The sequence below is a fragment of the Clostridioides sp. ZZV14-6153 genome (assembly GCF_020657855.1).
Taxonomy (GTDB): Bacteria; Bacillota; Clostridia; order Peptostreptococcales; family Peptostreptococcaceae; genus Clostridioides.
Genome location: NZ_JAGWCZ010000015.1, coordinates 1 through 14213, shown reverse-complemented (window position 1 = coordinate 14213; position 14213 = coordinate 1). Strand labels below are relative to the sequence as shown.

Here is a 14213-nt window from a genome sequence, read left to right as displayed (position 1 = left end):
AATGTCAGAACGTACTAGAGTAGAAAAAAATACTAAAATAATTGAAGATTTTAAAAACAATTTTACTAAATCTTCTTCAAAACCATATTACGACTTAGCTAAATCTCTTTGGGATTGTGTAAAAGATGAATCATACTATTATGATGTAAAAGATGAAAATAAATTCTTAGATATGATAAAAAAATACTATAATTGTTATTACTACGAAATTGAAAGTGTAGACACTTTACTTTCTGGTCCTTTAAAAAATGCCTTAGAATTAATGTTTTCTCCTGAACAAGTGGAAGAACTTTGCCAATTAATTAAAAGAAAATTGAATTATCCATATTCAGGAGGATACTATCGTAAAGGATATCGCTCAAATAGACTTAAAGATTATTTTAGAAGTATAATTAGGCTTATTTCACATTATGTTAGTTTGATATATTATGATTTTTCTGTCTTAGATTATCTTACACTTCCAGATAAAGTTCTTCAATATGACTATATAATGAGTGATAAAATCGCACTAGAAATAGATAAAGGAAATAATGATGTAATCAACGCTTTAGAAGAAGTAATTTTTGGAGAAAATCAAACCGCCCTACTTACTAGACAAATGATAATTGGTATTATGAAAAGTCATAGTGAAAAGTGCTATGAAATGCTTTCTAAACTTCTTTTGGCTGCTAAACAACAAGAAGGCCTTAGACAACAAATTGTAGAAAGTCTAGATGAAGGTACAATTCCTGCATCTGTCTATATGTTAAAAACTATCTTAGATAACAATTTAGAAAGATTTAGTTCTGTTATAAGAGCTTTGGATACATGGACAGGACTTGGTTTTTCAGACCAAAAACCTGGAATAATTCGTAAGTGTTTAGAACTTTCATATAAATCATTGACTGATGAAGAGTTTCGTATAGAGTCAATTAATAGTAATGATAACCTTGAAATTTATTTTGCTTTATGGGCAACTGCAACTTACAATATCTACGATTCCTACTCTCTTATTGAAAAATTACTTTCACATGATGAAAAGTACAAAAAGCTTGTGGCACTTTACTTCTTATCAAACACAGAAAGTACATATTTTAAACACTCTGTTGCATCTAAAAATATTAAAGGTGACGATTTAGAGATACTTGCATGGGTAGTTAGAAACTTCTATGTAGAAAGTTCTGTTGGCTACTATTATAATTGGCAAAACAGAAAAGTTGATTTTGACTTATCAGATTCTCCTATTGATAAAAACTTTGAAGCTAGAAAGGAACAATTTGAAAATCTAAAACATACCTTAGAACTTTTAAATTCAAAAACTAAGGAATTTTCTGGCAGTGTATTTCCATGGTCTTGGGTTGAAATTTCTTCTCACAATATACTTAGATGCATGATGACATTAACAGCATATGATATGAATACTCAATTTATGGATGTTCTAATGGACAACTGTCATCTTATGAGTTCAGATTTAAGAGCTTCACTTATAGCTAATTTTATAAATGAGCCAAAAACAGATAAACAACGTAGTTTCTTATTAGAATGTTTGAGCGATAAGAGTGTTTCCAATAGAGAAATTGTATTAACTTTACTTAAAGAACTTGACTTATCAGATGTAGAGTTAGACAGAATAAACAACTTGCTTACTTTAAAAACAAGTTCCATCAGACAAACAGTAATAAAGATTTTACTTGAACAAGATGATTTAAAGCTAGAAAATATTGCTTCTTCTCTAATAAAATCTTCAAATTCGCAAAAATGTCTTGGAGGACTTGAAATTGTAAACTTATTAAAAGACAATACTGATAGACAAGAGCTATATAATAAACTTATTTTATTAGTGGAAAGTGTTGATAAGTCTAAAAAGAATACATCTCAAGTTCAGATATTAATTGATAATTTATTAGGTAAAGCAAAAAATGATTATTGTAAAGAAAATGGATTTGGCATATACAATCCTGAAAATAAGGTTCAAATTCCTGAACAATTTGATTTTAAATGCGATTCCTCTAGTCCATCAAAACTTAATAAGATTATTTCTAATTTAAGCTTATCTTCTAATGAGGATTCTGTTTCTATATCAACTAAAAAAGAAGCTAAGAAGATTCTCGATGTAGATATAAATAAAATATTAAAAGTATATGAAAAATTTGATGAACTTATCATTGAAAATGCAGATTATGAGTATGAAGTTGAGAGATGGTCAGGTAATATGGATAAAATACTTTTAGGTTACTCTACATATAATCTAACTCCTATTAAACGTATAACTGGAAATAATAAGGATACTATTGATAATTATCCATTAGCTGAGCTTTGGAGAGAAACTAGCAAGAAACTTAATTTAGATTATAAAACAATCCTTGAGATTTTATTTTATAGTATACGCCCATGTGCTTATCATGAGATAGAGAAAAGTTGGTTTTCATCTATATATTCAAATGTCCTTGATGAAAAAAAACAAAAGAAATTATATTCAAAATTAGAGAAATTAAAATTTGATGTTCTTACAAGAAGAATACTTTCAGTATTACTAAATGAATTTGACCAGAAAGAAATGTTTGAATACTGTTTGGATACATATTACAAACTAAGAAACCTATTAACTACTGAACAGTGTAAAAAGCAAAGAGTTGAGTTTACTAAAAACTACTATAGACAAAATGAATACTGCCCTGCTTTAGATGCCCCAATTTTGAACTATTGGCTTGGAAAGGCACATTCATTTATTCATGATGATATTTCATTTACTAAGTTCTTCTACACTACATTTGCAAATTATCAACTTCTAGAATATAAATTCCCATTTTATACTAATATAGATATATTTGCTCGTGCATATGAATTGGGATTAATGACTGAGGAACAAATCAATCGAGAAATTGTAACTGGATACAATGCAACAAATATAGTACGAATTTTAACAAATCCTAGATGGAGTGGTGATACATTAGAAAAACATCCATGGCTTGAAAACAATATAAAAACTGTTACAAATAGGATTATAGAAATTGAATCACGTAGAGGTGATATGCCAACAGAAGTTTCTCATCTAGCTGATAATATACAACATTTTGAAGGTATGAATTATTTTGTAAATATCTTAGTTGCTCTTGGTAAAGAAACTTTCCAGAGAGGATATTCATATGGCAGTAATTATTCAAAAAAAGATGTTTTGAGTTCTCTACTTAAAAATTGTTATCCTACTAAAGAAGATAATTCTAAGGAATTAAAAAATTTACTTAAAACTACTGATATTACTGAATTAAGATTAATAGAAGCTGCTATGTATGCTCCTCAATGGGTAAACATAATTGAAAAATATTTAAACTGGAAAGGTTTAAAGAGTACAATTTGGTATTTCCATGCACATATAAATGAAGGATTCTCTGCTCAAAAAGAATCAGAGGTTGCTCTATTCTCTCCTATATCACCACAGAGTTTCATGGATGGAGCATTTGATGTAGATTGGTTTTTGGATTCATATAAAACTATTGGAGAAGAAAGATTCAATATCCTTTACAAATCAGCTAAATACATAACTAGTGGCGGAAACTCTCACAGACGTGCACAGCTTTATGCTGATGCTACACTTGGAAAGCTTGATAAAGACATGCTGATGAAAGAAATTGAAACAAATAGAAATCAAGATAAATTGAGAAGTTTCTCTTTACTTCCTATGAAAAAAGGTGACCTTAAAGAAGCAACTTTCCGTTATGAATTTATTCAAAAGTTTGCTAAAGAAAGCAAACAATTTGGTGCACAACGTCGTGAAAGTGAATCAAAAGCTTGTGCAATAGCAATGGAAAACTTAGCTAGAAGTGCTGGTTTTGAAGATATCAATCGTATGATGTGGGCTCTTGAAACGGAAAAGCTAAATGAAGTTGCTCATCTGTTTAAACCAAAAGATATTGATGGAACTTCACTTTGGATAGATGTTGATGAAAAAGGAAAAACATCTATAAAAGTCCAAAAAGGCGATAAGGCTTTAAAAAGTGTGCCAAAAGCACTTGCAAAACATCCATATGTACTTGAACTTAAATCAGTACAAAAAGATTTAAAAAGTCAGTATTCTCGCGCAAAACAAAGTTTAGAGCAAGCTATGAAAAATGAAACAGTATTTACAGTTAAGGAAATCTCCAATATTTATAAAAACCCAGTTATTTGTCCTTTAGTTAAAAATCTAGTTTGGGTATGTGATGATACTATTGGATATATATATAATGATAAGTCTAAGTTCTTTATTTGTGATACAACTGGTGAATCTTATAGATTAACTGCAAAAAATAAATTAAAACTTGCACATCCAGTTCATCTATTTGAATCTGGTAAGTGGAGTGAATTCCAACATGACTTATTTGATAAGCAAATTGTTCAACCATTTAAGCAAGTGTTCCGTGAATATTATAGAATAAATGCTGACGAATTGTCTGAAAAAACTATATCTCGTAGATATGCTGGTCATCAAATCCAGCCAAAGAAAACGGTAGCACTTCTTAGAAATCAACTTTGGACTGTTGACTATGAGGAAGGTTTACAAAAAGTATTCTACAAAGAAAATATAGTAGCAAAGATGTTTGCACTTGCAGATTGGTTTTCACCAGCAGACATTGAACCTCCAACTATTGAAACAGTAGAATTCTTTAATAGAAAGACTTATAAAAGCTTAGAACTAGCTTCTATACCTCCAATTCTTTTCTCTGAAGTTATGCGTGATATAGACCTTGTTGTAAGTGTTGCTCATGCTGGTGGTGTTGACCCTGAGACAAGCCACTCTACTGTAGAGATGCGTATAGCTATTGCTAAAGAGCTACTATTATTATTAAAGATTAAAAATGTCAATTTTGAAGGCTCTCATGCTCTTATAACAGGTAATTTAGGCGATTATTCTGTACACATGGGTTCTGGTATTGTACATAAAAAAGGAATGGGTGCTTTAAATATACTTCCTGTACATTCTCAAAGTAGAGGTAAGATATTCCTTCCATTTGCTGACGAAGACCCTAAGACTGCTGAGATTATGTCTAAGATATTATTGCTTGCTGAAGATAATAAAATTAAAGACCCTAGTATCTTAAGTAATTTATAAATATAAAACTGTCTCTAAAATATATTGGACTTTCTAATTTTTTAAAGAAAGTCCAATATATTTTACACTATAACTTATATAAATTAGTTCATAATTATAAATAATTTATATAAATCTTTCTTATATATCACCTTCATAGTACTTGCTGTATCACACTAAAAGAAATTTTCCTTCTTCCTTTACTAAAATCTTTTAACCCTATAAAATCTATATAGAAAATCTTTTTCTAGAGATTTGTTTAATATGGCACTTTCTTGAAAATTTATAAACCTTATCTCTAATGAAGATTTATTTATAGGTATAACCTTATGTATAAACCTTAAATTTACTATGTATTGTCTATGAGTCATAAAGAAATTAGGAGGTAGGCGTTTTTTTAAGTCATCAAAGTTCTCATAAAACTTTATTATATCTTCATCTTTAGTATATAGATTAATAGCTCTAGAATTTTTCTCAAACATAACTATATCATCAAAATTAATCATATGTACCTGTTTCCTTATTTTATATACAAAAAGAGTGTCTTCTATAAAATTATTCTTAGCAATTTTATGAGAGTTGATATGGTCTATTGCTATATTAATAGAATCAAGTATTTTTTCTTTTTTAAATGGCTTAACTATAAAATCTATAGGATGCACTTTAAAGCTTTCTAGACTATAATCAGCAAAACCTGTTACAAATACTATATGTATATCCTTATCTATAGAAAGAATTTCTTTAGCAGAATCAATCCCATTTTTATATGGCATATCAATGTCAATAATCAATAAGTCTATTTTCTCATTTTTTATAAATTCAATTGCCTCTATACCATCCTTAACTTTTTTAACATAATCTACATATCCAGACTCTTTAACTATATTTGCTATATCATCTCTTACAATTTTATCATCGTCGCAAATCAAAACTTTTATCACAGACTTTTCTCCTCCTAACTAATAATATTTTGGGATTAAGATTACAAATTCAGTAAAAAAATCATCACTATTTACAAGTATACTATAATCATACTTGTCTAATATGTTTTTAACTAGATGTAACCCATAACCCCTATCTTGCCCTTCTTTAGTACTAAAACCATCCCAAAATATACTTTCAACATTATGTATTTTAGGACCATTATTTTTTATAGCTATAATATACTGAAATTCATCTTCATATGCATGTAATCTTATATATTTCTTTTCCTTTTTTATACCAGACAAAGACTCTATTGCATTGTCTATTATATTTAATAGTACTGAACTCATATCATTAGGTTCAATCTCTAAATTATCCATAAAATCTTGAATGTAGACATCAAAAGATATATCCTTTTCAAGACATTCCTCATATTTTAATGAAGCTATAGCATCTAAATAAGATACTTTTCCATACCTTGAATTTTTTGATTTAAAACTATTTGATATATTCATTATATATTCTTTGGCATCTTCATCTAACCCAGTATTTAATAGAGAATACACTACTTGCAAATGTTTCAAATAGTCATGTTTTTGACTTCTTAATTTGACGATTATATTATCCTTATGATTTATTTTACTATCTAGTTTTTGTAGTTTAGATTCTTGTTCATTGTTATTATTTATCAATCTTATAAATTTAAAGCCTATATAACAACTTAAAATAATTAAAATTAAAAAAAGTATAATATTTAATACTCCTTCAAGTAAAGAATTATATCCTAAACTTAATTGTATATGTTGAATACCCCCCATGAATAAAATCCATACAAAACACGATATAAAAAATGTTAATAGTCCTCTTTTTAATATGTCTAATTCTTTGTAAAACCTGTACTTATTCATTATAAGGTTACTAAATATAAACAAAGCTAATATTACTACAGGAAATATAAAATTGTTCTCCATAATTCCCCTCCCCTCTGCAATTTATATGAGAATTATATCATTTTAAAAAAAATATGTAAAAAGTCAAAATTTACATATAGCTTAATTAAACTTGTAAAAATACATATAAATTTATACAATTAACTACTTAAAACTTGAAAATACTTACTTTGCTATATATTTTAAATAAATATATAATTGATTTAGTTAAGAAAGGAAGTGGTAAATATGAAAGATAATCTGAAAATAGTAGTAAGATACATAAAAAGTTATAAAGCTAGATCTTTAGCAATTGCTCTGAGTATAATTCTTGCTACATCACTTATTGTTGGTATTGGTACCCTCTCAAGAAGTGCTCAGCAAGCAGATGTAGATAGAATGAAAAGAGAAACTGGAGCTGACCATGTATACTTTAAAAATGTAAAGAGAAATCAATTAAAATCCATAAAATCTAGCAAAGATATTAAAAATCTGGGTATAACATCTTACTATGCGTCTACAGATGTTAATGAAAAATTACCTATAAACATACTACATGCAAATAAAAATTACTTGACTAGTCATTCTAAACTTATAAAAGGTCGATTTCCAAAAGCTAGCAATGAGGTGGTAGTCGAGAAATGGATTTTAAATAGTATGGGTTTAAAACCAGAGACAAATCAAGACCTTACTTTTAAATTATATCAAAAAGAAAATCCAGAAACTTTTAAAGTTGTTGGAATACTTGAAGATAGATTTATAGAGAAACAAAAGGGGATGTGTGAAATTTTTTTGAATCTCAATGAATCAAAATTGGATAATTTTACAACTTATATTGAATTTAATGAAGACAGTAATATAAATACAAACATAGACAATATAGCAAAAAATGCTATATTGGATAAGGAAAGTGTGAGAAGAAACTCAATGCTTATAGAGTCTACCATGAAAAATGGTACTTTAGATGACTCAAGTAAATATACTGCAATTGCTATGAGCCTATTTTCTGGTATTGTAATATATAGTATCTATGTTATATCAATATACCAAAGAATACAGGAATATGGTGTCTTAAGAGCTATTGGATCCACTAATTTTAGGATTTTTAAACTTATGTTTTATGAACTTTTCATACTTGCTTTGATAGCAATGCCTATAGGTATATGTACAGGTATGGGGGGTGCACAAATATTTAATAGGTCTGCAGGAAATATTCAATTTGAAGGAAATATAAAGGTTACACCTTTTGTTATTCCAGATAAAATAATCCTCTTATCAATTGCATCTACAATACTAATAATACTAATTATAAGTTTCTTTACATACTTAAAAATAAGAAGAATTTCTCCTATTGATGCTATCAGAAAAACTTTTGGAACTAATAAAAATGTAACCAAAGTTAATTCTTTAATATCAAAATTAACTTTAAATATATCAGTAACAAAATCTATATCTGCAAAAAATATCTTTAGAAATAAAAAGGGCTTCATTATAATTATATTATCTATGAGTATAGGAGGTATAATCGTCATAAAAGACAATTATAAATCTTCTTTTTTAGATGTCCAAAACAAAAGCTCTCAAGAACAAACATATATGAATGCAGATTTTATTCTATCAAATACTTTTTCTAATGAAACTGGTAACAATACTTCTTTCAAGGATATAAAGGGTTTTAATGATAATCAGATAGATAAAATAAAAAATATAGATGGAATTGACAAAGTCAAAACTGCTAGTATCTTAAACACGAGAATAGAGGTAGATAAAATAAATAGATTAGATTACTACGAAGCTATAAATTCAACTCCTTATTATAAGGAATATCCTCTATTTACAAAAAATAATACTACTGGAAAATATACACTAAAGCAAAAGCTAAGAGGTTATAATGATGAGATGATAAAGTCATTAGAAAAATACTTAGTAAGTGGAAATATAAACTTGAAAAAAATGAAAAAAGAAAACTTAGCTATAGTATACGTACCAGAAATTTCTAAAACGAAAAAATACCAGAAGACTTTTACCCATGGTAAAGGAACACCAGTTGTAGATATAAAAGTAGGCGATACTATAAAAGTCAAATATCCAAATGGTAGAATAGATATGGACCTTTATGAAAGTCAAAAAGATAATTATGAATACCTAGAATATGAATTTAAAGTTGGAGCTATTGTAAATTATCCTTTTGCAGATAGTAGTACGTACTCTGGAGATGATGGTGTAGATGTAATAACGAGTAGCGAATATCTAAAAAAATTAACTGGTGTAGATAAGTACAACTTAGTTTATGCAGACCTTAATGAAAATGCAAACAGTAAAAAAATAAATAAACTTTTAGGTAAAATTGGAAGTGAAGTCTCTGGAACTACAACAATAGATATGATGGTAGAAAAAGAAAACTCTGATAAAATGACATCTAGATCCATGATTTATAATTATGGCATAGTAGCAATAATGTTCATAATTAGTGTGCTTAACATAATAAATAACATAAGTTATAACTTAACTTCAAGAACTAGCGAATTTGGAATGTTAAGGGCTATTGGTATCTCTGAGAGAGAATTTAAAAATATGATACTCTATGAGGGAATATTATATGGAGTACTCTCAAGTATAATTACCATCGTGTCAGGACTTATAATACAATTTAAAATGTATTATCTACAGGACTTTGCATCATATGGATTAGATTTTACAATAGATTACAAAATATATATACTAGTTGTTTTAGCAAATATAATTGTAGGTATTCTAGCTACATGTATTCCATCAAGGAAGATAAATAAAATTAGTATAGTTGAAGCTATAAACATCACAGAATAGGAGGGGTAATTATGCCTATATTGGAAACTATTAACTTAGGTAAGATTTATGGAAAAAAGGAAACATCTGTACATGCACTAAAGGATGCAAATTTAAAAATAAATAAGGGTGAATTTGTTGCGATAATTGGTCCAAGTGGAAGTGGGAAAAGTACATTTCTACATTTAGTAGGAGGTCTTGAGAGACCAAGTAATGGTACTATAAAAGTCGATGGTAAAGATATATGTTGTCTTTCAAATAAAAAACTAGCAAAATACAGAAGACAAAAAGTCGGATTTGTATTTCAACAGTATAACTTAATTCCTGTATTAAATGTAAAGGAAAATATAGAATTGCCATTAAAGTTAGACAATAAAAAAGTCGATGAAGAATACATCGAAGACCTTATAACTTTATTGGGACTTAATAAAAGGAAAAATCATCTTCCTAATCAATTATCTGGTGGACAACAACAAAGAGTTGCTATTGCACGTGCTTTATCTGCAAAACCAAGTATAATCCTAGCAGATGAACCAACAGGAAATTTGGATAGTAAAACTACAGAAGAAGTTATGGATTTACTAAAAAGTTCTATAAAAAAATATAACCAAACTCTTATCATAATAACACATAATGAAAATATTGCTAGAAAAGCAGACCGAATTATATCTATAATAGATGGAGAGCTTAGTTAAACTAACACTCTAAAACTACTTATAGAAAAGAGGATTTAAATGTTATTAGTTTTAGGTAATTTAAATTTAGACTTGGATTTTGACTACAGAATAATAAGAGAAGATAATAATGATGTAGATATATTTATAGATATTAATTATCGTAGCTTAGATATAGATACTGATGGCTCTAACTTATTTAATTCTAGAATCCAATTCCCATTTGTAAGAGCATTAATTCTAAGGTTGAATAAAAACAATCATTGCATGACAATTCATTTGTTAAGAGATATAGATTTATTTTCTGCCTTTGCTAACTTCGAGGTAGATTACAGCGACTCTGTAATAAATATAAAAAATCAAAATGAGAAAGTAGTTTTAAATAAATCTATCAAAAAGTAGTAAGGGGGCCTTAATAGGCCCCAGTTTTTTTGTTTTCTATACCTATTATATCATGATAAATAGATTAGTCAATAGAATTTTCTGAATATTTTTATAATTTTTTCATAAAGTTTTTTATATATTTTGCTTTAAAATTATATGTAATAAAAAAATTTTGTGACTAATTTTAAAGTTAATTGATTAAATATACATATTCAAAATCAATATGAATTTTCTTACCTTTTATCATTTTTATTTAGGTTTTAAGTTATAATCTATTATTAACAAATTATTTATATAGTTCTAGTAAAATTCTATTTATATGCAAATCGAATAATTTATATACAAATCTAATAGAATCGATATTCTAAAATGAATATTATTTACCATAATAAACTTTCAAATATATCTCTTTTAATTCACTCATCAATGGATATCTAGGATTAGCACCTGTACATTGGTCATCAAATGCTTGTTCAACCATAGCATCCAATCCCTCTAAGAATTTAGCTTCATCTACTCCTGCTTCTTTTATAGTCTTAGGAAGACCCACTCTTGCCTTTAATTCATCTATTGCTTTTATAAGATTATCCACTTTTTCTTGGTCTGTATTCCCCTTAATTCCTGCAAAAGAAGCAAATTCAGCATATCTTTGTATACAATCAGGGTGTCTGTATTGTGAAAATGCACCCATTTTATTTGGAGCCTCTGCACAATTGAACTTGATTACTTCATTTATTAATAATGCATTTGCAACACCATGTTGAACATGGTGGAATGCACCAAGTTTATGTGCCATAGAGTGGCAAATTCCTAAGAAAGCATTCGCAAAAGCCATACCAGCCATAGTAGATGCCATTGCCATTTTTTCTCTTGCTACTTTATCAGTCTTTCCATTTTTATATGCACGAGGTAAATACTCAAATATTATTTTACCTGCTTGAAGTGCTAGTCCATCAGCTGGTTCAGTTCTTAACATAGATACATATGCTTCTAGTGCATGTGTTAAGGCATCAACACCTGACGCTGCTGTTAATCTTGGTGGCATTTCCATCATCATATCTGCATCAATTATAGCCATATTTGGCATTAATTCATAATCTGCTAATGGATATTTTACACCTGAATCTTGGTCAGTTATAACTGCAAATGGAGTTACTTCTGAACCAGTTCCTGCTGAAGTCGGAATAGCTGCAAAGTATGCTTTTTCACCCATCTTAGGGAATGCATATACTCTTTTTCTTATATCCATAAATCTCATTGCTAAATCTTGGAAATCTATTTCTGGATGTTCATACATTACCCACATTATCTTGCCGGCATCCATTGCACTACCTCCACCTACAGATATTATTAAGTCTGGTTGGAAATCAGCCATAGCCTTAGCCCCTTCTCTTGCACAAGCTAGTGTTGGGTCTGGAGCAACATCAAAGAATGTAGTATGCTTAATTCCCATTTCATCTAATAAATCAGTTAGTTTCTTAGTATATCCATTATTGTAAAGGAAAGAGTCTGTTACTATAAAAGCTTTCTTTTTGTTCATAACATCTTTAAATTCTCTTGCTGCTACACCTAAACATCCTTTTTTAAAATAAACTTTTTGTGGGGCTCTAAACCAAAGCATATTCTCTCTCCTTTCAGCTACTGTCTTGATATTAAGTAAATGCTTAACTCCTACGTTTTCTGATACAGAGTTTCCACCCCAAGAACCGCAACCAAGAGTAAGAGATGGAGCCAATTTAAAGTTATATAAATCACCTATACCACCTTGTGATGATGGAGTATTAACTAATACTCTACAAGTCTTCATAGCATTTACAAACTTCTCTACTCTCTCTGGTTGATTTATAGAGTCTACATACAATGATGAAGTATGACCATACCCACCATCAGCAACTAATTTTTCAGCCTTAGCAACTGCATCTTCAAAACTCTTAGACTTGTACATTGCAAGGACAGGAGAAAGTTTTTCATGTGCAAAAGGTTCCTCTACTTCAACAGATTCAACTTCGCCAATTATTATCCTAGCTGTTTTTGGTACTTCTACATCTGCCATTTTAGCTATTACATGAGCTGGTTGCCCAACTATTTTGGCATTTAAAGTTCCATCAATTATTACTACTTTACCTACCTTTTCTGTTTCTTCTTTATTTAAGAAATGTGCGCCACGATATTTAAATTCTTTTTTAACTTCTTCATATATTTTTTCTGGTACTATTACTGCTTGCTCAGAAGCACATATCATACCATTATCAAATGATTTTGATACTAATATTGAACTTACAGCCATTTTTATATCTGCACTCTCATCTATTATTGCAGGTACATTTCCAGGTCCAACTCCAACAGCTGGCTTACCTGAAGAGTATGCAGATTTAACCATTCCAGGTCCACCAGTAGCTAATATAAGGTCTGCTTCTGCCATAACAACATTAGTCAATTCAATTGAAGGCACATCTACCCAACCTATAAGACCTTTTGGTGCTCCTGCCTTAACTGCCGCATCATGTACAACTCTAGCCGCTTCTATAGTACAGTTTTTAGCTCTTGGATGAGGTGAAAAAATTATACCATTTCTAGTCTTTAGGGCTATTAGTGATTTGAATATAGCAGTTGATGTAGGGTTAGTTGTTGGTATAACTGCTGATAATACACCTACTGGTTCAGCAATTTTCGTAAATCCAAATGCCTCATCTTTTTCTATGACACCACAAGTTTTAGTATTTTTATAAGCATTGTATATATATTCTGAAGCAAAATGATTTTTTATAACTTTATCTTCAACAATACCCATACCAGTCTCTTCAACTGCCATTTTTGCTAGAGGAATTCTCTGTTGATTTGCTGCTGTTGAGGCTGCTAAGAAAATTTTATCTACTTGTTCTTGTGTAAATGTTGCAAATTCTTTTTGTGCTAATCTTATTTCTTCTAGCCTTATTTTTAATGTTTCAACACTGTTGACAATCTCAGGACTACATACTTCAACATTTGACTTCTCTACAATCTTTTCTTTTTTATCCATACCAAAAACCTCCCTAAAATAATTATGCATCCTCATATTTTTTATAAATCTTAAATGCATTATCTATATCTTTTAACCTATACTTAAAATAATTTTATAGATTTAATCTCTACACTTTAGATTTTATTTCCTTTATTGTTCTAGGTCAAGAAGTTTTTTTCTGAATATTTCGTGAATTTATTTTTTAACAAATACATTATTTTTTTTACTATTATTAAATTTTTTTACTTAAATGAGATGTATTTCATTTAAATAATTTAATTTAACTAAATAAAACACTAAAATGATAATTTATATCTTTCATTTTTTTAACTTATTAAATTTTATATGTTATTTGTACAAGTAATATATAATATTTGGATTCATTTTCATAAAATAATACTTATTTTTGGTTTATATATACTTTTTATTTTTAATAATAACTATATAAT

7 protein-coding genes are annotated in these 14213 nt (G+C 28.6%); 4 read left to right on the top strand and 3 right to left on the bottom strand.

Annotated features, from left to right (window positions below; genetic code table 11):
- The first annotated feature begins 1 nt into the window (after window position 1).
- On the top strand, window positions 2-5068 hold the full coding sequence (locus KGF46_RS15870) for a DUF4132 domain-containing protein (RefSeq protein WP_227842900.1): 5067 nt from the start codon (window positions 2-4) through the stop codon (window positions 5066-5068).
- A 182-nt stretch (window positions 5069-5250) separates the two neighbouring features.
- Here KGF46_RS15870 and KGF46_RS15865 read toward each other — a convergent pair whose 3' ends face one another.
- Window positions 5251-5988, bottom strand: coding sequence for a LytR/AlgR family response regulator transcription factor (locus KGF46_RS15865; RefSeq protein WP_227829304.1), 738 nt, complete (start codon window positions 5986-5988; stop codon window positions 5251-5253).
- A gap of 18 nt (window positions 5989-6006) precedes the next feature.
- Window positions 6007-6942: a sensor histidine kinase gene (locus KGF46_RS15860; RefSeq protein ID WP_227829303.1), complete on the bottom strand. Its 936-nt coding sequence runs from the start codon at window positions 6940-6942 to the stop codon at window positions 6007-6009.
- 207 nt (window positions 6943-7149) lie between these two features.
- Between KGF46_RS15860 and KGF46_RS15855 the strand changes: the two genes are divergently transcribed.
- Genes KGF46_RS15855 through KGF46_RS15845 form a run of 3 tightly spaced genes read left to right on the top strand, consistent with a single transcriptional unit; the run spans window position 7150 to window position 10781 of the window.
- Window positions 7150-9726, top strand: coding sequence for an FtsX-like permease family protein (locus tag KGF46_RS15855; RefSeq protein WP_227842899.1), 2577 nt, complete (start codon window positions 7150-7152; stop codon window positions 9724-9726).
- Window positions 9727-9737: 11 nt separating this feature from the next.
- On the top strand, window positions 9738-10400 hold the full coding sequence (locus KGF46_RS15850; protein WP_227829301.1) for an ABC transporter ATP-binding protein: 663 nt from the start codon (window positions 9738-9740) through the stop codon (window positions 10398-10400).
- 39 nt (window positions 10401-10439) lie between these two features.
- The gene (locus KGF46_RS15845; protein ID WP_227829300.1) at window positions 10440-10781 is read left to right on the top strand and encodes a hypothetical protein; all 342 of its coding nucleotides are present in this window, start codon (window positions 10440-10442) and stop codon (window positions 10779-10781) included.
- Window positions 10782-11139: 358 nt separating this feature from the next.
- Here the strand turns inward: KGF46_RS15845 and adhE are convergent, their stop codons facing one another.
- Window positions 11140-13782, bottom strand: coding sequence for a bifunctional acetaldehyde-CoA/alcohol dehydrogenase (gene adhE, locus KGF46_RS15840; protein WP_227842898.1), 2643 nt, complete (start codon window positions 13780-13782; stop codon window positions 11140-11142).
- Window positions 13783-14213: the final 431 nt, after the last annotated feature.

Excerpts from the sequence above, each read along its gene's own strand:
- KGF46_RS15870 (WP_227842900.1), top strand. The coding sequence starts at position 2 with ATGTCAGAACGTACTAGAGTAGAAAAAAATACTAAAATAATTGAAGAT.
- KGF46_RS15860 (WP_227829303.1), bottom strand. The coding sequence starts at position 6,942 with ATGGAGAACAATTTTATATTTCCTGTAGTAATATTAGCTTTGTTTATA.
- KGF46_RS15855 (WP_227842899.1), top strand. The coding sequence starts at position 7,150 with ATGAAAGATAATCTGAAAATAGTAGTAAGATACATAAAAAGTTATAAA.
- KGF46_RS15850 (WP_227829301.1), top strand. The coding sequence starts at position 9,738 with ATGCCTATATTGGAAACTATTAACTTAGGTAAGATTTATGGAAAAAAG.
- KGF46_RS15845 (WP_227829300.1), top strand. The coding sequence starts at position 10,440 with ATGTTATTAGTTTTAGGTAATTTAAATTTAGACTTGGATTTTGACTAC.
- adhE (WP_227842898.1), bottom strand. The coding sequence starts at position 13,782 with ATGGATAAAAAAGAAAAGATTGTAGAGAAGTCAAATGTTGAAGTATGT.